Source organism: Roseateles sp. P2_H4, from assembly GCF_056403315.1.
Genome location: NZ_JBFUFR010000055.1, coordinates 1 through 21,288 on the forward strand (window position 1 = coordinate 1; position 21,288 = coordinate 21,288).

The 21,288-nt window shown below is 67.9% G+C and carries 19 protein-coding genes; 8 read left to right on the forward strand and 11 right to left on the reverse strand.

Translation table 11 applies throughout. From position 1 onward, the window contains the following. Nucleotides 1-771, forward strand: a 771-nt coding sequence (locus tag AC1DW3_RS27690; RefSeq protein ID WP_477936987.1) for a PEP-utilizing enzyme, incomplete at its 5' end; no start/stop codon positions are given. 448 nt (nt 772-1,219) lie between these two features. Here AC1DW3_RS27690 and guaA read toward each other — a convergent pair. From guaA to guaB, 3 genes are read right to left on the reverse strand one after another with little or no spacing between them, the layout of a single operon-like run. Then, on the reverse strand, nt 1,220-2,806 hold the full coding sequence (guaA, locus tag AC1DW3_RS27695) for a glutamine-hydrolyzing GMP synthase (RefSeq protein ID WP_477936989.1): 1,587 nt from the start codon (nt 2,804-2,806) through the stop codon (nt 1,220-1,222). 7 nt (nt 2,807-2,813) lie between these two features. Beyond that, nucleotides 2,814-4,046 (reverse strand): TCR/Tet family MFS transporter, encoded by a 1,233-nt coding sequence (locus AC1DW3_RS27700; protein WP_477936991.1) that lies wholly within the window; start codon nt 4,044-4,046, stop codon nt 2,814-2,816. A 60-nt stretch (nt 4,047-4,106) separates the two neighbouring features. Then, nucleotides 4,107-5,576 (reverse strand): IMP dehydrogenase, encoded by a 1,470-nt coding sequence (guaB, locus tag AC1DW3_RS27705; protein ID WP_477936993.1) that lies wholly within the window; start codon nt 5,574-5,576, stop codon nt 4,107-4,109. 59 nt (nt 5,577-5,635) lie between these two features. Between guaB and AC1DW3_RS27710 the strand changes: the two genes are divergently transcribed. Beyond that, complete coding sequence (locus tag AC1DW3_RS27710; protein ID WP_477936995.1) at nt 5,636-6,148, forward strand: DUF4124 domain-containing protein; 513 nt, start codon at nt 5,636-5,638, stop codon at nt 6,146-6,148. On the opposite strand, the gene AC1DW3_RS27715 is transcribed toward AC1DW3_RS27710, so the two are convergent. Continuing rightward, on the reverse strand, nt 6,149-6,469 hold the full coding sequence (locus AC1DW3_RS27715; protein ID WP_477936997.1) for an RnfH family protein: 321 nt from the start codon (nt 6,467-6,469) through the stop codon (nt 6,149-6,151). Then, nucleotides 6,456-6,914: a type II toxin-antitoxin system RatA family toxin gene (locus tag AC1DW3_RS27720; protein WP_477936999.1), complete on the reverse strand. Its 459-nt coding sequence runs from the start codon at nt 6,912-6,914 to the stop codon at nt 6,456-6,458. The genes AC1DW3_RS27715 and AC1DW3_RS27720 overlap by 14 nt, the downstream gene beginning before the upstream one ends. A 47-nt stretch (nt 6,915-6,961) precedes the next feature. On the opposite strand from AC1DW3_RS27720, the gene smpB reads away from it, so the two are divergent. Further along, nucleotides 6,962-7,420 (forward strand): SsrA-binding protein SmpB, encoded by a 459-nt coding sequence (gene smpB, locus AC1DW3_RS27725; protein ID WP_477937001.1) that lies wholly within the window; start codon nt 6,962-6,964, stop codon nt 7,418-7,420. Here the strand turns inward: smpB and AC1DW3_RS27730 are convergent. From AC1DW3_RS27730 to phaR, 4 genes are all read right to left on the reverse strand, one after another. Continuing rightward, nucleotides 7,406-8,593 (reverse strand): PLP-dependent transferase, encoded by a 1,188-nt coding sequence (locus tag AC1DW3_RS27730; protein ID WP_477937003.1) that lies wholly within the window; start codon nt 8,591-8,593, stop codon nt 7,406-7,408. The genes smpB and AC1DW3_RS27730 overlap by 15 nt on opposite strands. Continuing rightward, nucleotides 8,593-9,981 carry a 30S ribosomal protein S12 methylthiotransferase RimO gene (rimO, locus tag AC1DW3_RS27735; protein ID WP_477937005.1) on the reverse strand — a complete coding sequence of 463 codons (1,389 nt, stop codon included), beginning with the start codon at nt 9,979-9,981 and terminating at the stop codon, nt 8,593-8,595. The genes AC1DW3_RS27730 and rimO overlap by 1 nt, the downstream gene beginning before the upstream one ends. Before the next feature lie 87 nt (nt 9,982-10,068). Continuing rightward, a complete protein-coding gene (locus AC1DW3_RS27740) occupies nt 10,069-10,290 on the reverse strand; it encodes a hypothetical protein (RefSeq protein ID WP_477937007.1) in 222 nt (73 codons plus the stop codon). A gap of 114 nt (nt 10,291-10,404) precedes the next feature. Further along, entirely contained in the window at nt 10,405-10,935 is a 531-nt protein-coding gene (phaR, locus tag AC1DW3_RS27745) for a polyhydroxyalkanoate synthesis repressor PhaR (protein WP_477937009.1), read from the reverse strand. 208 nt (nt 10,936-11,143) lie between these two features. Between phaR and adhP the strand changes: the two genes are divergently transcribed. Genes adhP through AC1DW3_RS27760 form a run of 3 tightly spaced genes read left to right on the forward strand, consistent with a single transcriptional unit; the run spans nt 11,144 to nt 15,691 of the window. After that, nucleotides 11,144-12,166, forward strand: a complete 1,023-nt coding sequence (adhP, locus tag AC1DW3_RS27750) for an alcohol dehydrogenase AdhP (RefSeq protein WP_477937011.1) — start codon at nt 11,144-11,146, stop codon at nt 12,164-12,166. Between the two features lie 18 nt (nt 12,167-12,184). Continuing rightward, nucleotides 12,185-13,018 (forward strand): universal stress protein, encoded by an 834-nt coding sequence (locus AC1DW3_RS27755; RefSeq protein WP_477937013.1) that lies wholly within the window; start codon nt 12,185-12,187, stop codon nt 13,016-13,018. A gap of 12 nt (nt 13,019-13,030) precedes the next feature. Next, nucleotides 13,031-15,691, forward strand: a complete 2,661-nt coding sequence (locus AC1DW3_RS27760) for a bifunctional acetate--CoA ligase family protein/GNAT family N-acetyltransferase (protein WP_477937015.1) — start codon at nt 13,031-13,033, stop codon at nt 15,689-15,691. Between the two features lie 9 nt (nt 15,692-15,700). Here the strand turns inward: AC1DW3_RS27760 and AC1DW3_RS27765 are convergent, their stop codons facing one another. Further along, nucleotides 15,701-16,297, reverse strand: coding sequence for an NAD(P)H-dependent oxidoreductase (locus tag AC1DW3_RS27765; protein WP_477937017.1), 597 nt, complete (start codon nt 16,295-16,297; stop codon nt 15,701-15,703). A gap of 75 nt (nt 16,298-16,372) precedes the next feature. Beyond that, nucleotides 16,373-16,903, reverse strand: a complete 531-nt coding sequence (locus tag AC1DW3_RS27770) for an ornithine carbamoyltransferase (RefSeq protein WP_477937019.1) — start codon at nt 16,901-16,903, stop codon at nt 16,373-16,375. Nucleotides 16,904-17,068: 165 nt separating this feature from the next. On the opposite strand from AC1DW3_RS27770, the gene AC1DW3_RS27775 reads away from it, so the two are divergent. Together AC1DW3_RS27775 and AC1DW3_RS27780 are read left to right on the forward strand one after the other, a co-directional pair. After that, nucleotides 17,069-17,842, forward strand: a complete 774-nt coding sequence (locus AC1DW3_RS27775; RefSeq protein ID WP_477937021.1) for a Crp/Fnr family transcriptional regulator — start codon at nt 17,069-17,071, stop codon at nt 17,840-17,842. Nucleotides 17,843-17,886: 44 nt separating this feature from the next. After that, a complete protein-coding gene (locus tag AC1DW3_RS27780; protein WP_477937023.1) occupies nt 17,887-21,249 on the forward strand; it encodes a putative bifunctional diguanylate cyclase/phosphodiesterase in 3,363 nt (1,120 codons plus the stop codon). The last annotated feature ends 39 nt before the right edge of the window (nt 21,250-21,288 follow it).

A 21,288-nucleotide genomic window follows, 5' to 3' on the forward strand; every position in this document is an offset into this window, starting at 1 on the left:
GGCCTGCAGCGCGCGCGGCTGAAGGAGCTTGAGGTGCTCGACAGCCTGCGCGCACTGCCCGACGGTGAGCGCAAGGCCATGCAAGTCAAGAAGATGATCGACCGGGCCCGCGCATTGGCTGGCTACCGTGAGTACCCGAAGTACGCCTGGATGTGCCGCTGGTTCCTCTACAGGCAGGCGCTGATCCAGGAGGCGCAGCGCCTTGTCGAGGCCAGCGTGATCGACGGCGTGGACGACATCTTCAGCCTGAGATTTGAGGAACTCCAGGACACCGTCCGCATGCAGAAGGTCGATCGCGAGCTCATACGCGAGCGCAAGCAAGCCTTCGAATGGCACTCGACACTGACCCCACCGCGTGTATTGACGTCGGAAGGCGAGGCAGTCGCCGGGGTTCACCGCCGTGACGACTTGCCCGCTGGTGCGCTGGTCGGCATGGGGGTGTCCGCAGGCAGCGTGGAAGGCCGGGCCCGCGTGGTCTTTGATGCAGCGCGGGCCGATTTGCAACCCGGTGACATCCTGGTCACGCCGTTCACGGATCCGAGCTGGACGCCCTTGTTCGTCGCCATCGCCGGGCTGGTCACGGAAGTCGGCGGGCCGACGACACATGGTGCAGTCATCGCGCGCGAGTACGGCTTGCCCGCCGTCGTGGGCGTGCAGGGGGCTACCCGGTTGATCTGCGACGGCCATTGGATTCGGGTCCATGGTGGCGACGGCTTCGTCGAGATCCTGCCGGGGCCTGCTCCAACCCAACCGCCCCCTGGGCCAGCCTAGAGCCGTCGTCCGCCCTGCAAAGCCGGTGTCGGACAGCCTTGTGCGGACGTGGGCTCTAGGCCGGTTCTGTTGAAAAACTCGGTTGACCAAGGCTGCCGCGAGGGGCGGATCTTCTGGCCGCAGGACAGGTGCCTCGCGTGGTTGGCGCTGCGCGCCACGCAAAGGCTTCCAGACGCGATTTCCATAGGACTTGGCCCGGCGGGACGCCATGCTCGACGTCGAGAGTTCTAAGGCCCGAATCGTTCGTGCGAACTCGTCAAATTCCAGTTTTTCAACAGAATCGGCTGGCTGCTGTCACCCAGATTTCGCGATCCAAGGGCCGCTAGCGGCGGCAACGGTCAAAGAACGGTTTGCCGGCTAAGCGACTGCTGGACCACGGTGGGCTCAACCGGTCGGCGCATTACATCGATCACGCGCAACGCCTTCAGCTCAATAGCAGACCTGACCCTCACTCCCACTCGATCGTCGCGGGCGGCTTGCTGCTGACGTCGTAGGTCACGCGGTTGATGCCGCGCACCTCGTTGATGATGCGGCCGCTGGTGCGCTTGAGCAGCGAGTAAGGCAGCTCGGCCCAGTCGGCGGTCATGAAGTCGCTGGTCTGCACGGCGCGCAGCGCGACGACGTAGTCATAGGTGCGGCCGTCGCCCATCACGCCCACGCTCTTCACCGGCAGGAAGACGGCGAAGGCCTGCGACGTCAGCGCATACCAGCTCTTGCCGCTGGCCGGGTCGATGGTGTTGCGCAGTTCCTCGATGAAGATGGCGTCCGCCCGGCGCAGCAGGTCGGCGAAGTCCTTCTTCACCTCGCCGAGGATGCGCACGCCCAGGCCCGGGCCCGGGAAGGGATGGCGGTAGACCATGTCGGCCGGCAGGCCCAGGGCCACGCCCAGCGCCCGCACTTCGTCCTTGAACAGCTCGCGCAACGGCTCCAGCAGCTTGAGCCCCAGCGTCTCGGGCAGGCCGCCGACGTTGTGATGGCTCTTGATCGTCGTGGCCTTCTTGGTCTTGGTGCCACCGCTCTCGACGACGTCGGGATAGATGGTTCCCTGGGCCAGCCACTTGGCGTTCTTCAGCTTCTTGGCTTCGGCCTGGAAGACCTCGACGAACTCGGCGCCGATGATCTTGCGCTTGCGCTCGGGATCGGTCACCCCGGCCAGCTTGCCCATGAACTGTTCGCTCGCATCGACGCGGATCACCTTGGCGTGCAGCTTGCCCGCGAACATGTCCATGACCATGTCGCCCTCGTTCAGGCGCAGCAGGCCGTGGTCGACGAAGACGCAGGTGAGCTGGTCGCCGATGGCGCGGTGGATGAGCGCCGCGGCCACCGACGAGTCGACGCCGCCCGACAGGCCGAGGATGACTTCCTCGTCGCCGACCTGCTCGCGGATCCTCGCCACGGACTCGTCGATATAGCTGCCCATCTGCCAGTCGCCCTGGCAGCCGGCGATGTCGCGCACGAAGCGGCGCAGCAGCGCATCGCCTTGCACGGTGTGCGTGACCTCGGGGTGGAACTGCACGGCGTAGTAGCGCTTCTCCTCGTTGGCCATGCCGGCGATGGGGCAGCTGGGCGTGGAGGCCATCAGCTTGAAGCCCGGCGGCATCACGGTGACCTTGTCGCCATGGCTCATCCAGACCTTCAGCATGCCGTGCTTTTCAGGCGTCTCGAAGTCCTGGATGCCTTCGAGCAGCTTGGTATGGCCATGCGCGCGCACCTCGGCATAGCCGAACTCGCGGTGGTCGGCGGCCTCGACCTCACCGCCGAGTTGCACCGTCATCGTGAACATGCCGTAGCAGATGCCCAGCACCGGCACGCCGGCGTCCCACACGGCCTGCGGCGCGCGCAGCTCGTGGTCCTCGTAGGTGGAGGCGTGGCTGCCCGACAGGATGATGGCCTTGGGCGCGAAGCTCTTGATGAACTCGTCCGACACGTCGTTCGGGTGAATCTCGCAATACACCGCCGCTTCGCGCACGCGCCGGGCGATGAGCTGCGTGACCTGGGAGCCGAAGTCGAGGATGAGGACTTTGTCGTGTTGCATGGTGATCTCAGGCAGTTTGCAAAGCGGTGCGCTGGCCGTGGAAGAAGCGATAGGCAAGGATCAGGGCGATCAGTTGCAATGCGGCGCAGGTATAGAAGGGCAGGCCCATCAGCGGGTCGGTGGCCGGGCAGTGCGACACCCAGCCCAGCAGGGTCAGGCCCACGATGGGCGCGATGACGGCCATCAGGCTGTTCAGCGACGACACGGCGCCCATGGCCTGGCCTTGCCGGGTCGGCCCTGCCGCGTTGGAAATGATGCTCTGCACCGCCGCCGTGGCAACGCCACCGAGCAGATTGAAGCCGATGACGGCATACATCATCCAGCCCTCGGTCGCGAGGCCGAAGCCGAGATAGGCCAGGGACGCCGAGCCCATGCCGATGAGGGCCAGCCGCCGCGGGCTGAAGCGCGCCAGCAGCGGCTTGAGCAGCACGCCCTGGCTCAGCACCGACACGATGCCCACCGCGAACAACGACCAGCTGACCTCGAGCGGCCCCCAGCCAAACTTGAACTTGGTGTAAAGCACCCAGGTCATGTGCAACATGAACTGCGCCAGCGACGCCAGCGCGATGACCGCGACCAGGGAGCCGACGCCCTTCAGCGCCGCCAGGCCGCGCAGGGCCGAGACCGGATTGGCCTTCTTCCAGTTGAAACCCGTGCGCCGGTCCAGCGGCAACGACTCGGGCAGCACGAAGAAGCCGTAGCACCAGTTCAGCACGGCCATCGAGCCGGCAGCCAGGAAAGGCCAATGCACGTCGTAGTGGCCCAGCCAGCCGCCGATGACGGGGCCGAGGATGAAGCCGACGCCGAACATCGCGCCCAGCTGGCCGAAACGGCGCGCGCGGTCTTCGGCCGGCGTGATGTCGGCCACGTAGGCGTTGGCAATCGCGATATTGGCCTGCATGGCGCCCGAGAACAGGCGCACGGCAACCAGCATCCACAGCGCCGTGGCCACGGCCGTCACGAAAAAGCTCAGCGCCAGGCCCGCAAAGCCGATCAGCAGCACCGGGCGGCGGCCGAATCGGTCCGATAGCGAGCCCAGGACGGGCGAGCCGATGAAGTTGGCCACGCCGAAGGCCATGGTCACCAGCAGGAAGGCCGAGGTCTGCTCGTCATTGCTGTGCGTGAAGGTCCCGACGATATGCGGCAGCACCGGCACCATCAGCCCGATGGAGATCATGTCGATCAGCACGGCGGCCATGATGAAGCCCATGGCCGGGGTGCGTTGCGTGGAGGGACTCATCGTCTTCTTGAAAAGCGAAACGGGGCGACTCTCGTTCGCCCCGTTGTCGCCGTCAGCAGCTCATTCGCTGCGGTAGTTGGGCGCTTCCTTGGTGATCTGCACGTCATGGACATGGCTCTCGCGCATGCCCGCCGTCGTGATCTCGACAAACTCGGCCTTGTCCTGCATGTCGGCGATGGAGCCGCAGCCGCAGTAGTGCATCGAGGCCTTCAGGCCGCCGGCCATCTGGAAGATGACCTGCACGACCGAGCCCTTGTAGGGCACCTGGCCCTCGATGCCTTCGGGCACCAGCTTGGACGTGTTCGGGTTGTTGGCCGAGGTGTCCTGGAAGTAGCGGTCGGCGCTGCCCTTGGCCATCGCGCCCATGGAGCCCATGCCGCGGTAGCTCTTGAAGGTGCGGCCCTGGTAGAGGATGGTCTCGCCCGGGGCTTCCTCGGTGCCGGCGAAGGCGCCGCCCATCATGACGGTGTCGGCGCCGGCCGCGATGGCCTTGGCCACGTCGCCCGAGTAGCGGATGCCGCCGTCGGCGATGACCGGCACGCCGGTGCCCTTGAGGGCCGTCACGACGTTGTCGATGGCGGTGATCTGGGGCACGCCGACGCCGGCGACGATGCGGGTCGTGCAGATGGAGCCGGGGCCGATGCCGACCTTGACGCCGTCGGCGCCCGCCTCGACGAGGGCCAGGGCCGCGGCACCGGTGGCGATGTTGCCGCCGATGACGTCGACCTGCGGGAAGGCGCGCTTGACCCAGCGCACGCGCTCGAGCACGCCGGCGCTGTGGCCGTGGGCGGTGTCGACGATGAGGGCGTCGACGCCGGCCTTGACCAGCAGTTCCACGCGCAGCTCGGTGTCTTCGCCGAAGCCGACCGCCGCGCCGACGCGCAGCTTGCCGTGGCTGTCACGCGCAGCATTGGGGAAGCTGGTCTGCTTGGTGATGTCCTTGACCGTCATCAGGCCGCGCAGCTCGAAGGCGTCGTTGATGACGACGACACGCTCCAGCTTGTGGGCGTGCATCAGCGCCTTGGCTTCTTCAAGTGACGCGCCTTCGCGCACCGTGATGAGCTTGTTCGCCGGCGTCATGATCTCGCTGACCTTGGCGTCCATGCGGGTCTCGAAGCGCAGGTCGCGGCCGGTGACGATGCCGACGACACGCTTGCCTTCGACGACCGGGAAGCCGGAGAAGCCGTGCTGGCGGACCAGCTCGACGGCGTCGCGCACCGAGGCGTCGGGGCCGATGGTCAGCGGCTCGCGGACGACGCCGCTCTCGTAGCGCTTGACCCGGGCGACTTCGCGAGCCTGGGCTTCGGCGCTCAGGTTCTTGTGCACGATGCCGATGCCACCCTCCTGCGCGATCGCGATCGCCAGGCGTGCTTCGGTCACGGTATCCATCGCAGCGGACACCAGGGGCAGGTTCAGGGGGATATTGCGCGACAGGCGGGTCGCAAGGCTGGTGTCGCGGGGCAACACCTGGGAGAACGCTGGCACCAACAGAACATCGTCGAAGGTGAGCGCTTTGCCGAGAAGGCGCATGAGGAAAGCTCCAGACGCAAAGCGGCATTATACGGAGGTCGCCCAGCTAAACTGCACGCATGCCCAGCAAAGCCCTTCGCCCCATCGTCCTCGCCCTGCTCTGCCTCGTCATGGCCGGCGCCGCCCAGGCGCAGTGGAAGTGGCGCGACGCCAAGGGCAATGTGCAGTACAGCGACATGCCGCCGCCGCCCGGCACGCCTGAAAAGGACATCCTGCAGCGGCCCTATGTCGCGAAGCAGACCATCGTCGTCGCGCCACCGGGTGCCCAGGCCAGTGCCGCTTCGGCGCCCAAGCCGGCCGCCAGCGCGCCCACCAAGGCCGAGCAGGAGGCCGCTGCGCGCCAAAAGCAGGACCAGGAAGGCGACGCCGCCAAGAAGAAGGAAGAGGAGCGCCGCGTCGCCGCGGTGCGCCGCGAGAACTGCAGCCGCGCCCAGGCCAATCTGCGCGAACTGCAGAGCGGCACGCGCCTGACCCGCACCAATGACAAGGGCGAACGCGTCTTCATGGACGAGGCCCAGATCGCCGCCGAAGTCGGCCGTGCGCGCGACGCCATCACCAGCGAGTGCCGCTGATCAGGCCTTGCCCGCCTGCGGCCGGTGCCGCGACACGATGCGCTCGCCGCGCTTGGCGTAACGCAGGCGCCGCGCCTCCTTGGGGTCGACGGTGAGCGGGCGGTAGACCTCGATGCGGTCGCGCTCGCGCAGCGGCGTCGTCAGCGGTCGCAGACGGCCCCAGATCCCGACCTGCAATTGCTCCAGAGGCTGCTGCTGCGCGGCCATGAAATCGGCACAGCCACGCAGGGCGGCGGCTATGGTGGCGCCCTCCTCCACCTCCAGCCAGCGGTGCTGGACATCGCCCGGCTGCGGGCTCCACACCAGCTCAACGCGGGCCATATTGGCTCTCGGCGCGCTGCACGAAGCTGTCGACGAAGGTATTGGCGATGCGGTCGAACACCGGGCTCACCACGGCCTCCAGCGCCCCGCTGCTGAAGGCGTAGCTGAGCTCGAAGACGATCTTGCAGGCCGTGGCCTCGCCATCCGCCCCCGGCTTGTTCAGGGGCTGGAACTGCCACAGGCCATCCAGATGGGAGAAGGGGCCGTCGACGAGCTCCATGCGCACGCTGCGCCCGTCCTCGTTGCGGTTGCGCGTCGTGAAGGCATGGCGCACACCGGCGTAAGCGAGGTGCAGGCGGGCCGTGACGGTGTCGGCCTCACGGGCCAGCACCTCGACCTTGTTGCACCAGGGCAGGAACTCGGGATAGCGCTCCACCGCGGTGACCAGCTCGTACATCTCGCGCGGCGTGTACCAGAGCAGAACGGACTTTTTGACCTGCTTCATAGAATGCCAGGATTGTAAGAAGGGCCTCGGGCCCCACATCCCACTTCATGTCCATCGCCGAGAACCGCCGCGCCCGTTACGACTACCACATCGAAGAGCAGTTCGAGGCGGGGGTCGTGCTCTCCGGCTGGGAGATCAAGGCCATCCGCGCCGGCCAGGTCCAGCTGACCGATGGCTACGTGATGATCAAGGACGGCGAGCTGTTCCTGATCGGCTGCCGCATCAACGCGCTGCGCAGCGCCTCCACCCACGTCTCACCCGAGGCCGACCGCACCAAGAAGCTGCTGATGCACAAGGCCGAGATCAAGCGCTTGGTCGGCAAGGTCGAGCAGCGCGGCTTCACCCTCGTGCCGCTGAACCTGCACTACAAGGGCGGCCGCGTGAAGGCCGACATCGCGCTCGCCAAGGGCAAGGCCCAGCACGACAAACGCGAGACCGAGAAGAAGCGGGATTGGGAGCGCGAGAAGGGGCAATTGATGAGACACAAGGTCTCAAACAAGAGCTGACAAGGCCTGCTCGATGTCGGCCTTGAGGTCGGCGCCGTCTTCCAGGCCAATCGCAAATCGCACCAGCGTGCCGCCGTCGAACGGCAGCGGCAGGTCACGGCTGCGGCTCATGTCGTAGGGCACGGCCAGGCTCATGGGGCCGGCCCAGGAATAGCCGATGCCGAAAAGCTGCAGCGCGTCGACGAAGGCATCCACCTGCGCTGCGCTGTAGTCGGGCTTGAAGACGGCCGAGAACAGGCAGGCGGCACCCGCCCCACCAACGGCCAGCCAGTGCTCATGCCCCGGCGAGCCCGGCAGGGCCGGATGGAAGACCTGCGCGACCTCGGGCCGGCCCGCCATCCAGCTGGCGAGCTGGCGCGTCACGCGGTCCTGGGCGGCATAGCGCAGCGGCAGCGTCGGCAGGCCGCGCAACACCAGTTCGACGTCGTTCTGGCCCAACCCATAGCCCAGGTGCTCGTGGGCATGGTTGAGGCGGTCGTGCAGCTTGCGATCGCGTGTGCAGACCGAACCCATCAGCACGTCGGCGCCGCCGCTGGCGTATTTGGTCAGCGCCTGCATGACGATGTCGGCGCCCAGGCCCGGGTGGGTGCCCGGTGCCGGCTCGAAGCCGTTGAAGGCCAGGCCGGCGCCCCAGGTGTTGTCCAGCGCCGTGGTGATGCCCCGCGCACGGCAGGCGGCCAACGTGCCCAGCAGGTCGGGGAACTCCAGCGTGATGGAGCCCGCGGCCTCCAGCCAGACCAGCCTGGTGTTGTCGTGCAGCACCGGCACCGTCAGCGGGTCGTAGAAGCGATGTCTGACACCCCACTGCGGCAGCCAGGACTCGGTCAGGTAGCGGTTCTGGCCGTAGACGTTGTCCGGCACCAGCACCTCGTCGCCCGGGCGCAGCACGGCCAGCGACGGCAGCGTCACGGCCGCCAGCCCGCTGGGCACGAGCAGGCAATGCTCGGCATGCTCGAGCGTGGCAATGCGCGCTGCCAGCGTGTAGCTCGTCGGCGTGCCATGCAGGCCGTAGCGATAGGTCAGGCCATCGCGCGGCCGCGGCTTGTGCAGGTCGGCCGTGTTCTTGAAGAGCACGGTCGAGGCCTTGGCCACGGGCACGGGCACCGCATCCCAGCCTTCGGGGGCGCGGTAAGGGTGGTGGATCAGCTTGGTGCTTGCTGCTCTCTTGCTCATCAGACCAGGCTTGCCACGAGGTCGTGCCCATCCGCCGCGACGACGCGGGCGCGCACGAAGTCGCCCACCTTCATCGTCTTGCTGGCCTTCTCGGGCGGCAGGATCTTCACGGTGCCGTCGATCTCGGGCGCATCGGCATAGGAACGGCCCACGCCACCCTTGCGGCCCAGGGCCGGCGCGGAGTCGATCAACACCTGCAGCGTCTGCCCGACGCGGGCCTGCAGCTTGGCGGCCGACACGGCTTCAGCCACCGCCATGAAGCGCGCACGGCGTTCCTCGCGGACTTCGGTCGGCAGCGCACCGGGGATGTCGTTGGCGCTGGCGCCGTCGACCGGTGAATAGGCAAAACAGCCGGCGCGGTCGATCCTGGCTTCCTGCATGAAGTCCAGCAGATGCTGGAACTCGGCCTCGGTCTCGCCGGGGAAGCCGGCGATGAAGGTCGAGCGGATCACGAGCTCCGGGCAGGCCTCGCGCCAGCGCAGGATGCGCTCCATGTTCTTCTCGCCGTTGGCCGGGCGCTTCATGCGCTTGAGCACGTCGGGATGGGAATGCTGGAAGGGCACGTCCAGATAGGGCAGCACCAGGCCTTCGGCCATCATCGGCAGCACCGCGTCGACGTGCGGGTAGGGGTAGACGTAGTGCAGGCGCACCCAGGCGCCAAAGGGCTTGGCGATCTCGCCGAGCTGGGCGACGAGGTCCAGCATGCGCGTCTTGACCGGCTTGCCGTCCCAGAAGCCCATGCGGTATTTCACGTCCACGCCATAGGCCGAGGTGTCCTGGCTGATGACGAGCAGTTCCTTGACGCCGCTCTCGAACAGCGCGCGCGCCTCGTTCAGCACATCGCCGATGGGGCGCGACACCAGGTCGCCGCGCATGCTCGGGATGATGCAGAAGGAACAGCGGTGGTTGCAGCCCTCGCTGATCTTCAGGTAGGCGTAGTGCTTGGGCGTCAGCTTGACGCCGTAGCTGGGCACCAGGTCGACAAAGGGGTCGTGGGGCTTGGGCACATGGGTGTGCACCGCGTCCATGACTTCCTGGGTGGCATGCGGGCCGGTCACGGCCAGCACGCTTGGGTGGATCTCGCGCACCAGGCTGCCGGCATCCGTGCTGGCAGCGCCAGCCTTGGCGCCCAGGCAGCCGGTCACGATGACCTTGCCGTTCTTGGCCAGGGCCTCGCCGATGGTGTCCAGGCTTTCCTTGACGGCGTCGTCGATGAAGCCGCAGGTGTTGACGATGACCAGGTCGGCGCCGGCAAAGGTCTTGGAGGTCTCGTAGCCCTCGGCGCGGAGCTGGGTGAGGATCAGTTCGCTGTCGGTCAGCGCTTTCGGGCAGCCAAGTGAAACGAAGCCAATCTTCGGGATCGCGGCGGGGGTGATCTGTTCATTCATCCCCGTATTTTCGGCGATGTGGCGCCAAGCGTACTTTTCAGCTGTCGCGTGGCCGCGTGAAACCACCGGGCTTCACTGAAAAAACCGCTATTCCACCGCTTCGACCGTGACGGAGGCCGCGAACGGCGGCTGGGTCGACCGGGCCTCGCGCACGACATAGCTGCCGACCCGCAAACCCGCGGGGTCGACGACCTCGAAGTAGGACAGACGGGTCTCCACCCCTTCGCGCTGCAGCGATTCGGTGCCCGTCGGCCTCAGCTGGTGCCCCGGCGGCACATGGATGCGCCGCTGGTGTTCTTTCTGGATCATGCTCGCTCCCGTCCACATCGGAGGGAGCACCTGCGGCCAGTCGGCGCAAGCTCAAGGCGCCGCTAACAGGCCTCACCCACTGTTACGCGGGTCGGGCCGGCGCGGCGGGGGTGGCTATTTCTTGGGCACGAACGGGAACATCACGCCCGCCTGCTTGAGCTGCTCCTGCCACTGGTTCATCAGCGTCTTGGACTGCTCGGCATAGCCGCCCATCAGCCCGGTCCAGGCGTCGGGCGTGAAGGGGACGCCGCCTGGCGTCTGCTCGGTAAAGCGCGATTGCAGGTCGGTGAAGGCCTGCATCTGGCGCTCCAGCAGCCCACCCATGACGCCCTGCATCGCGTGGCCATAGAAACGGATGATCTGCGCCAGCGAGTTGGTCGAGAACATCGGCACGCCGCCGGTCTCTTCCTCCAGGATGATCTGCAGCAGGATGGAGCGCGTCAGGTCTTCCTGGCTCTTGGCATCGTGCACCTCGAAGTCGATCCCCTCCAGCACCATGCGCTTCACGTCGGCCAGCGTGATGTAGCTGCTGGTCTGGGTGTCGTAGAGGCGGCGGTTGGGGTACTTCTTGAGAATGCGCAGGCTGGGCTTGGTGTCGCCGGCCTGGGCTTGATCGGGTGCCGCTTTCTTGCGGGCAGTCGCCATGCGCTGATCTCCTGTGCAGTGCAGCAAATTCTAGGCAGAGCTGACAGCCGCTCTGAACGGGTTTACCTGGGGCTCGTCAAATTCGACAGCCTCTGCCCGCGACAAGACCCGCGCACCCCGACTCGCAGCGCTTGATCAGGCGCAAGGTCTGATTCGATCGCTCGACCTAGGCTCACGGCCATTGAGCCACAGGCTCGCAGGAGCTGTCATGCCCACGATGAAAGCCGCCGTCGTTCGTGCCTATCGCGAGCCCCTCAGCCTGGAGGAAGTCCCCGTTCCGGAGGTGCCGGCCGGGCAGGTCCTCGTCAAGGTGGCCGCCTGCGGCGTGTGCCACACCGACCTGCACGCGGCCGACGGCGACTGGCCCGTCAAGCCGCCCCTGCCCTTCATCCCTGGCCACGAGGGGGTCGGCCATGTCGCCGCCGTGGGCGCGGGCGTCAAGGGCATCCGCGAGGGCGATCGCGTCGGCGTGCCCTGGCTGCACACCGCCTGCGGCCACTGCGAGCACTGCATGACAGGCTGGGAGACGCTTTGCGATCACCAGCAGATGACGGGTTATACCGTCAACGGCGGCTTCGCCGAATACGTGCTGGCCGACCCAGGCTATGTGGGCCATCTGCCGGACGGCCTGTCATTCGAATCGCTGGCGCCCATCCTGTGCGCCGGCGTGACGGTCTACAAGGGGCTGAAGGTGCTGGACGCCCGGCCGGGGCAGTGGGTGGCCATCGTCGGCGTCGGCGGCCTGGGGCACCTGGCCGTGCAATACGCGCGGGCCATGGGTTTTCACGTCGTGGCGGTGGACATCGACACCGCCAGGCTGCGGCTGGCCAAGCAACTGGGCGCCGAACTCTGCGTGAACTCGGCCGAGGAGGACCCCGTCGCCGTGCTCCAGCGCGAGCTGCGCGGCGTGCACGGCGCCCTGGTGACCGCCGTGTCGCGCGAGTCCTTCGGCCAGTCGCTGGGCATGCTGCACAAGCGCGGGACCATGTCCATGGTCGGCCTGCCGCCCGGCGACTTCGCGCTGCCGATCTTCGACGTCGTCCTCAATGCCAAGACCGTGCGCGGCTCCATCGTCGGCACGCGGCAGGACCTGAATGAAGCGCTGCAGTTCGCGGCCGACGGCGTGGTGCACGCCAGCACCACCACGCACCGCCTCGATGACATCAACCGCATCTTCGATGAGCTGCGGCTGGGGCGCATCGATGGCCGGGCGGTGCTGAGCTTCGAGTGACCCCTCAAGGAGATCCACATGACATATCGCAGCATCCTCGTCGCACTCGATGCGACACCGGCCAATGGGGCCCGTACCGACATCGCCATCGCGCTGGCCCGCCAGTTCGAGGCGCATCTGATCGGCCTGGCGCCCACGGCTGCCCTGGATGCGCAGGCCAGACACGGCGCCGCGGCGATGGCCGACGCGGCAGCGGCCGCCAGCGAACTCCTGCTGGCCGAGGCCATGGCCAGCGCGCAAGGGTTTCGCAAACGCTGCACGTCGGAGGCGCTGCCGTCTTTTGAAGCGCTGGCCGACCCGTCCCCGGCATCGACCTCGCTCGTGCTGCGCGCCCAATGCGCCGACCTGCTGATCATGAGCCAACCCGACCCCTCGGTGCCCGGCCACCGCCAGCAGGAAGCCGAGCTCGAGCAGGTGCTGCTCGCCTGCGCCCGGCCCGTGCTGCTGATCCCCTACACCCACCGGGAGCCGGTCCGCACGCAGCGGGTGCTGGTGGCCTGGGATGGCAGCCCCGAATCCGTGCGCGCCCTGACCGATGCCCTGCCCTTGCTGCGCCGTGCCGGGCAGGTCACGCTGATGCACTGGCGCCGCGATGCGCAAGGCACGGGGCCGCTGGCGCGTCTGGCCGGCATCCGGCAGTGGCTGGCCTTCCAGGGCGTCGACGCCGAGGTGCGCGACGAGGTCACGACCGTGTCCATCGGCGACGCGCTGCTCAACGCTGCATCCGACACCGGCGCCGACCTCATCGTCATGGGCGCCTATGGCCATGCGCGCTGGACCGAGCGGCTGTTCGGTGGCGTTTCGCGCACCCTGCTGGCGTCGATGACCGCACCGGTACTGATGTCCCACTGAGCGCAGCGTCCCATGACCCAACGCCATCTCAACCGACTGCTGGCGCCAGAGTCCGTGGCCGTCTTCGGCGCCTCGGACAAGCCCGGGCGGGTCGGCACCACCGTCTGGCGCAATCTGGCCGCCGGGGGTTTCAAGGGGGCATTGGCCCCCGTCAACCCGCGGCTGCAGGCGCTCGACGGCGCGCGATGCTTCAGCGCCGTGGCCGAGCTGCCCTTCGTGCCGGAACTGGCCATGCTGTGCACGCCACCAGACACCATCGTGCCGCTGATCGAACAGCTCGGCACCTTCGGCACGCGCGCTGCCATCATCGTCACTGCCGGTCTCACGGTGCTGCAGAAGCAGGCCGCGCTCCACGCCGCGCGACCGCACACGCTGAGGCTGCTGGGTCCGAACTGCATCGGCCTGCTGAGCCCTCACCTGGGCCTGAACGCGAGCTTCACCCAGGCCAGCGCCCTGCCTGGCGAGCTGGCGCTGGTGTCACAGTCGGGCGCCTTGCTGACCGCCCTGCTGGATTGGGCGAATGCCGAACAGATCGGGTTCTCCCACCTGATCTCCCTGGGCGAGCACATGGACGTCGACTTCGGCGACCTGCTGGACCATCTGGCCGCGGACCGGCGCACGCGCGCCATCCTGCTCTACATCGAGTCCATCAACTCGCCGCGCAAGTTCATGTCGGCGGCGCGCGCTGCTGCGCGCACCAAACCGGTCATCGTCGTGAAGGCCGGCCGCGCGCCGGCCGGCATCCGGGCGGCGGCCTCGCATACCGGGGCCCTGGCGGGCGAGGATTTCGCCTTCGACGCGGCCATACGCCGCGCCGGCATGTTGCGCGTGGACACCCTGCAAGACCTCTTCATCGCCGCACAGACGCTGGCGCGTTTTCGCGACAACCACAGCCGCGAGCTGATGGTGGTGACCAATGGCGGCGGCGCTGGCGTGATGGTGGCCGACGCGGCCTCCGCCATGGGCGTGCCGCTGGCGCGGCCGGGTCCGGCGCTGATGCAGCGACTCAACGCCGTGCTGCCCGCCAACTGGTCGCATGGCAACCCCATCGACATCATTGGCGACGCGCCGGCGCAGCGCTATGTGGAAACGCTCAAGGCCCTGTTTGACGCCCCTGAAGCTGGCGCCGTGCTGTTCGTGCATGCACCAACGGCCATCGTGCCCAGCGAGGCCATCGCCCGGGCCTGCGCCCCGCTGATGGCAGAACACAGCGGCCGTGTGCTGAGCTGCTGGATGGGCGGCCACAGCGCCGCGCCGGCGCGACGTGCCTTCGAGGCGGCCGGCATCGCCGGGTACGAGACACCCGAGGAAGCCGTGCGGGCCTTCTCGCTGATGCAGACCTATCGGCGCAATCAGGCCGCGCTGCGCCAGACCCCCAGCGCCAGCACGCAGGCAGAGCCGGACCGCGCCAAGGCGCACGCCATCATCGACACGGGCATTGCAGCGGGCCGGGAGTGGCTGGATGAGGTCGATGCGAAGGCATTGCTGGCCAGCTACGGCATTCCCGTGGTGCCCACATTGCGCGTCGGCGCATCGCCACAGGCTGCCGTCGATGCGGCTCGCCAGATTGGCGGGCCGGTGGTGCTGAAGGTGGTGTCCGCCGCTATCCTGCACAAGTCGGATGCCGGCGGCGTGCGCCTGGACCTGCGCGACGAGGACGCCGTGCGGGCGGCGGCGCGGGACATGCTGGCTCAGCTGCAGGCCACGCGCCCCGCAGCCCCCATCGAGGGTTTCAGCGTGCAGGCCATGGTGCAGCGGCCCCATGCCCAGGAACTGATCGTGGGCGCCCATGTCGACGCCATCTTCGGCCCGGTGCTGCTGTTCGGCCAGGGCGGCATCGCTGCGGAAGTGCTGGGCGACCGCGCCGTGGCGCTGCCGCCGCTGAACCGCACGCTGGCTCGCGATCTGGTGGACCGCACGCGCGTGGCACGCTTGCTGGCGGGCTACCGCGATCGGCCACCGGCGCAACTCAATGCGCTGTGCGACACGCTGATCGCGGTCGGGCAGATGCTGGCCGACCTGCCCGAAATGGCCGAGCTGGACATCAACCCGCTGCTGGCCGACGAGCACGGCGTTGTCGCGCTGGACGCGCGCGTGCGCCTGTCCTCTTCGGCGCCCTCGGGGATGGCGCGTTTTGCAGTGCGCCCCTACCCAGCCGAACTGGTCCGCACGCTGCACTGGCGAGGCAACACCCTGGTCATGCGCCCGATCCGGCCCGAAGACGAGGCCCTGCACCGCGAATTCCTGGAGGCCTGCAGCCCTGAAGACCTGCGCATGCGTTTCTTCCAGGCGCCGCACGCCTTGACCCACGACGATCTGGCCCGCATGACGCAGATCGACTACGAGCGCGAGATGGCCTTGCTCATCGTCGACGAGCAGGCACCGGGCTGCCCGACCACGCTGGCCGTGGGTCGCCTCGTGCGCGACCCCGACAACGTCGATGCTGAGTTCGCCCTGCTGGTGCGCAGCGACCTCAAGGGCCAGGGCCTTGGCCGATTGCTGATGCAGGCCTTGCTGGACTATGCGGCGTCGCGCGGCACCCAGCGCCTGGTCGGCCATGTCTTGCGCGAGAACCGCGCCATGCTGAACCTGCTCAAGCCCATGGGCTTCGACATCCAGGCGGACGGCATGCAGCCGCCCGAAGTCTTCGTCGCGAGCCGCGCGGTAGGCTGACCGCGCGCTTCAGTCGGCGCGCTCGCCGGCCTTGCGCATGCGCGCCAGCCACTTGGCAACGCCGGCTTCCTCCAACCCCTCCACGCCGCCGATCAAGGTCTCGCTCACGGGCGCGAAGCCGACGAATCCGAGGATGTTGCGCTCCAGCGATTTCACGCTGTGTGMCCGGAAGTACCAGCGGTAGACCAGCGCCGGCATGCCCATGGTCACGACGACGCGGGCCGAGCGCCCCTTCAGCAATTTGGTGCCCAGCGATTCCTGGCCGGCCTTGCCGACCGCGAAACCGGGGCGCGCCACCTGTTCGAGAAAGGCCTTGAGCAGCGCCGGCATGTCGCCCAGCCACAGCGGGAAGAACAGCACGACGTGATCGGCCCACTCGATGTCGGCCTGCGCAGGCCGCAGCGCGGGCGGCACCGGCCCCTCCTCCCACTCCTGCTTGCTGCGCAGCAGCGGGAAGTCGAGCTGGGCGACGTCGATGCGGCGAACCTCATGCCCGGCCCGGCCGGCACCTTCTGCGTAGGCATCCGCAAGCGCGTGGCACAGGTGGCTGCCATTGCCGTCGGGATGGCCAAGGATCAACAGGACATGGCGCGCTTGGGGAGTCATGGCCCCAAGGTAGCCCGACAGCCGGCCCCGACCATTGCGCTGGATCAATCCAGCTCGCGGGTCGGGCTGCTGCCTTCACGGCACGCTGAGCACCAGCGCCGCCTGAAGAATGGCGCGGCGCCTGACGGCGGGCGCCGCGTCGATGCCAACGGAATCAACCAGCGCTGCCGTCGGATGGTCCTGGGTCGCCAGCCCGGCGAAGACGGGAATGGTGGTGCTGCTTGCGATCTGCCCGACCAGTGTGGCCGGCAGGTGCTGGCATTCGACGGCGTCGTAAAGCCTGGCCAGCACCCGCGCGGTGGTGGCGATCTGCTGTGCGCTGCTGTCCTCGTCGAGCCCCAGGTGGACATATGACACATGCGCACCCAGCGCCGTGGCGGCATGGACGAATTCGCCTTCACTCTCCTCGCCCGGCCGGGGCGACACGAGTGCCAGCTTCTTGCCTTGCAGCAGCTTCAGTGCGCCGTTGCCGAGCTTGGAGAGCGCTTGCGCCTGCAGCACCAGGGCGGCTGCATCTTCGGGGTTGGAGAAGTCGGCGCTCGTGACGCCTTGACGAGGTTTTGCAGACATTGGCCGCCAGCGTAGCGACGCGACATGCGCGGGCATTGACGCAGGTCAACGCCGCTGGATCCGGCCTGGTGTTGCGAAGCTCCGTCACCGTCTGTTCACCGAGTGTTACGCAGTGCGACCGACTGGTGCCGCCCGTTGGCATCGCATTGGCGGGCGCTACCTAGCATCCATCGCATCAATCAGCCCTCACCGGAGCCCCAGATGCACACCACCCCGCACAGCGCCATCCAGCGCCCAGACGCCCCGGCCTTTCCTGCCCCCGACGGGTCGAGCACGCGGACGGCTGCGTCGACCGGGCAACGCATCACCGATGACCTGGCGCTGCTGCAAGCCACACTGAAGCCCACGCGGCGCATCGTGCACGCTGGCGACGTGCTCTACCGCAACGGCGAGCGTTTCGAGCATCTGTACGTGCTGAACTCGGGCTGCTTCAAGCTGCTCAGCGTCTCCGAGGGCGGCCACGAGCAGGTGGTGGGCCTGAAGTTCCGCGGCGACTGGCTGGGCTTCGGCGGCATCGCCAAAGGCAGCTTTGCCTGCGACGCCGTCGCGATGGACACGGCGGAGGTCTGGTCGCTGCGCTACGACGCCTTGCTGCGGGCCTGTGCCGAACAGCCGCGCCTCATGGCCCTGCTGCATCAGGCCATGAGCAGCGAAATCATGCGCGATCGCGAGGCCAAGACGGCGCTTTGCACCCTCCCGGCAGACGCCCGGGTCGCCACCTTCCTGCACGACTGGGCCGACTCCCTGTTCGTACGCGGCCTGCGCACCGACCAGATCAGCCTGCGCCTGACCCGCGCCGAGATCGGCAACTACCTCGGCCTGACGCTGGAGACGGTCAGCCGCGTGCTGTCAAAGCTGGCCCGGGCCCGGTTGATCGCCTTCAACGAAAAAAGCCGTCGCGACATCTGCATCCCCGACTTCCATGCCCTGGTCGCCTTCACCAGTCGCCGTCCGGCGACAGCCGGTCTTCACTGAGCGACACGCCCTTCGAAGGCGACGCGGCGATCCAGGGAGACACCATGAATGCACAGCATCAAGATCCAAGCGCAACTTCTCTGAACCCAGCGGCCGAAGGCGGGCCCCCCAACCATGATGCGACGTCACTGCGTCGCCTGCTGCCGGGAACCCCGAAGCAGATCGCGGCCGCATACGCCGCCTTCGGCCTGGCATGGATCATCCTGTCCGACAGGCTGCTGCAGTTCGTGGCCCCCGACGTCGCGACCCTGTCGGCCGTCAGCCAGGGCAAGGGTCTGGCCTTCGTGCTGGCGACCAGTGGCCTGATCTACTTCGTGGCGGCGCGTGGTCGCCGTACCAACCGAGGTGCGGTGCACCCGACCGGCTCAGGCAACCTGCTGTGGGTGTTCGCGCTGCTGTCGGCGACCGTGGTCCTGGCCAGCCTGGTCAGCTATGCGAGTTCGACCCACAAGTCCCATGAGCAGCAGTTGGACCATCTGCGCCGTGAAGCCGCGCTCAAGGCGGACATGGTCCAGGGCTGGGTCGAAAGGCGTGTCGACGAAGCCCGGCGGCTTGCCACCGACACGCAATTTCGCGCCAGCGTGCAACGCTGGCATCGCAGCCCGGATGACGCGCTGACCGCCGACATGCGCCGGCAGTTGCTGTTGCTGCTCGCCTCCTCGCGTTACACCGATGCGCTGCTGCTCGACGAGCAGGGTCAGCTGCTGCTGGCGCCGGACAGCCGCGCGCGACACCTCGACACTGCCACGTCATCTGGCGCTGGCGGGGCGATGTTGCGCGGCCTGGTGAGCAGCAGTGACTTCCAGGCTCGGGCGGGCGAACCTGGCAGCCTGCAGTTCGACCTGTTCGTGCCGCTGCCCGGCGTCGACGGCAGGCCCGAAACGGTGCTGTTGCTGCGCACCGCGCCGCGCCGCACGCTGCTGCCCCAGTTGCTGTCGCGCTCGGTCATCGACACAACCGAGACGCTCTTCTTCCGCCCCGCCAGCCAAGGCCTGCTGGCCATCGGCGTCAACGGCTCGGACATGCCGCTGGCACAACCACCGGATGCGTCCGGTGCCTCACTGGCCACCTTGTCCAGCAGCCCGTCCCTGGCCGGCACGGTGCTGGACGGCCTGGAGCATGACGACGAGGCCAAGGCCGCCGTGGCCGCAGCGGTCCGCGGTTCGGCCTGGTATGTCGCGATGCAGGCACCTCGCAGCCTGCTGCAGGGCGATACCGTGTCCGGCGCGGCAACGCTGGCCATCGTCAACATCCTGGCCGTGCTGGCCGCCGGGGCGGTCATCTACGGCGCCATGAAGCGGCGCGAACTGCAGGCGGCTTCGCGCATGGCGGTGGCCAGCCAGGACAAGGAGCGCGCCTGGAAGATCGCCGAAGCCATCGCCAACTCCTCGACCGATGCCATCTTCGCCAAGGACCTGCAGGGCCGCTACCTGTTCGTGAACCGCGAGCTCTGCAAGTCGCTGGGACGCACCCCTGAGCAATTGATCGGTCTGGACTCCACGGAGCTGTTTCCACCCGATCAAGTACGCCGCCTGCTCGAAGACGACGCCGCCGTGCTGCGCGCGGACAAGCCCGTCTGCGTCGAAACGCGGCTGACGATGGCCGATGGCGAGAGGGTCTATGCCTGCAGCAAGGGCCGGCTCGTGGACGACGAGGGGCGCACCATCGGCGTCTACGGCATCTCCAGCGACATCACGGAGCGGCGCGACCTGCAGCAGCGCATGCGCCAGTGGGCCACCGTCTTCGAGGACATCCGCGACGGCGTCGTCATCACCGATTCACAGGGCCACATCCAGTTGGTCAACCGCGCATTCACGGCCATCACGGGCTACGCCATGAACGAGGCCGTCGGCGCCAGCATGCAGCTGCTGCACTCCGGCCGGCATGACAAGACGTTCTACGAGGACATGTGGGCGTCGCTGAGCCAGACCGGCCATTGGCAGGGCGAGATCTGGAACCGCCGCAAGAACGGCGAGATCTACCCCGAATGGCTGACCATCAGCGCCGTGCGCGAGGACGACGGACCGGTGACTCACTACGTGGGCGTGTTCACCGACATCAGCCGCCTCAAGGACAGCGAGGCCCAGGCCGACTGGCTCGTCCACCACGACCCCCTGACACGCCTGCCCAACCGCATGCTGCTGCAAAGTCACCTCGAGCAGGTACTGAGCAAGGCGCGCCGCCACGAGAGCCGGGCCGTCGTGATGGTCCTCGACCTCGACGGCTTCAAGACGGTCAATGACAGCCTGGGCCATCCCGCCGGCGATGAACTGCTGGTCTGCATTGCCGACCGGCTGAAGACCCGCCTGCGCCAGACGGACTTCCTCGGTCGGCTCGGTGGCGACGAATTCCTTGTCATCCTGGATGGGGGACCCGGTGCTGGCTGCATCGCCACGCTGGCCGGCGACCTGCTGGCCGCGGTCTCGGCGCCCGTCGCGCTGTCCTGCGGCCAGGACGCCTATCTGACAGCCAGCATCGGCATCAGCACCTTCCCCGACGACGGCAGCTCCTCGGCCGTGGAACTGCTGCGGGATGCCGACGCCGCCATGTACCGCGCCAAGGACATGGGCCGCAACCGCTTCTGCTTCTACACCGATGACATGAACGGCAAGGCCATGGCCAAGCTGGACCTGGAGGCCGCGCTGAGCCGCGCCATCGAGCGCAACGAGCTGCTGCTGCACTACCAGCCCAAGGTCGACGCCAACAGCGGCGAGACCATTGCGGCCGAAGCGCTGCTGCGCTGGAACCGGACCGGCGTCGGCCTCGTTTCCCCGGGCGAGTTCATTCCGCTGGCCGAACACAGCAGCCTCATCCTCGCCATTGGCGCCTGGGTCATCGACACGGCATGCCGCCAGATCCGGACGTGGATGAACGCCGGACTGCCGGTGGTGCCCATCGCCGTCAACGTGGCCGCGCGCCAATTCACCGCTGGGGACCTGGACGCCGTCGTGGCCTGGGCCCTGGAGCAGCACCAGGTTCCCGCGCGCTACCTTGAACTGGAGCTGACCGAGGGCATGCTCATCAGCAACCCGCAAGCCGGAACGCAGATGCTGCAGCGGCTGCGGGACCTGGGCGTCAAGGTGTCGCTGGACGACTTCGGCACCGGCTATTCCAGCCTGGCCTATCTGCAGCAGCTCCCGATCGACGCGCTGAAGATCGACCAGTCCTTCGTGCGCCGCATTGGCGAGGCGCCGGACGGCGAGGCCCTCGTCGACGCCGTCATCGGGCTGGCGCATCGCCTGCGGTTGCGCGTCGTCGCCGAGGGCGTGGAGACGCCCGCCCAGCGCGACCACCTGCTTCGCCAGGGCTGCGACGAGATGCAGGGCTACCACTTCGGCCGGCCCGACACGCCTGAGGCGCTGCAGCGAAGGCTGGTCGCCGAGGCGGATTTGGCGCTTGCTTCCTGAACCACACCCCACCCTCTTTCACCAGTACCGCCGCGCATC

Bases quoted from the DNA above. Each gene is read 5' to 3' on its own strand.
- AC1DW3_RS27775 (WP_477937021.1), top strand. From the start codon at position 17,069: ATGCACACCACCCCGCACAGCGCCATCCAGCGCCCAGACGCCCCGGCC.
- smpB (WP_477937001.1), top strand. From the start codon at position 6,962: ATGTCCATCGCCGAGAACCGCCGCGCCCGTTACGACTACCACATCGAA.
- phaR (WP_477937009.1), bottom strand. From the start codon at position 10,935: ATGGCGACTGCCCGCAAGAAAGCGGCACCCGATCAAGCCCAGGCCGGC.
- AC1DW3_RS27710 (WP_477936995.1), top strand. From the start codon at position 5,636: ATGCCCAGCAAAGCCCTTCGCCCCATCGTCCTCGCCCTGCTCTGCCTC.
- AC1DW3_RS27715 (WP_477936997.1), bottom strand. From the start codon at position 6,469: ATGGCCCGCGTTGAGCTGGTGTGGAGCCCGCAGCCGGGCGATGTCCAG.
- AC1DW3_RS27700 (WP_477936991.1), bottom strand. From the start codon at position 4,046: ATGAGTCCCTCCACGCAACGCACCCCGGCCATGGGCTTCATCATGGCC.
- AC1DW3_RS27760 (WP_477937015.1), top strand. From the start codon at position 13,031: ATGACCCAACGCCATCTCAACCGACTGCTGGCGCCAGAGTCCGTGGCC.
- AC1DW3_RS27730 (WP_477937003.1), bottom strand. From the start codon at position 8,593: ATGAGCAAGAGAGCAGCAAGCACCAAGCTGATCCACCACCCTTACCGC.
- rimO (WP_477937005.1), bottom strand. From the start codon at position 9,981: ATGAATGAACAGATCACCCCCGCCGCGATCCCGAAGATTGGCTTCGTT.
- AC1DW3_RS27755 (WP_477937013.1), top strand. From the start codon at position 12,185: ATGACATATCGCAGCATCCTCGTCGCACTCGATGCGACACCGGCCAAT.
- adhP (WP_477937011.1), top strand. From the start codon at position 11,144: ATGCCCACGATGAAAGCCGCCGTCGTTCGTGCCTATCGCGAGCCCCTC.
- AC1DW3_RS27780 (WP_477937023.1), top strand. From the start codon at position 17,887: ATGAATGCACAGCATCAAGATCCAAGCGCAACTTCTCTGAACCCAGCG.
- guaA (WP_477936989.1), bottom strand. From the start codon at position 2,806: ATGCAACACGACAAAGTCCTCATCCTCGACTTCGGCTCCCAGGTCACG.
- AC1DW3_RS27770 (WP_477937019.1), bottom strand. From the start codon at position 16,903: ATGCCCGCGCATGTCGCGTCGCTACGCTGGCGGCCAATGTCTGCAAAA.
- AC1DW3_RS27720 (WP_477936999.1), bottom strand. From the start codon at position 6,914: ATGAAGCAGGTCAAAAAGTCCGTTCTGCTCTGGTACACGCCGCGCGAG.
- AC1DW3_RS27740 (WP_477937007.1), bottom strand. From the start codon at position 10,290: ATGATCCAGAAAGAACACCAGCGGCGCATCCATGTGCCGCCGGGGCAC.
- guaB (WP_477936993.1), bottom strand. From the start codon at position 5,576: ATGCGCCTTCTCGGCAAAGCGCTCACCTTCGACGATGTTCTGTTGGTG.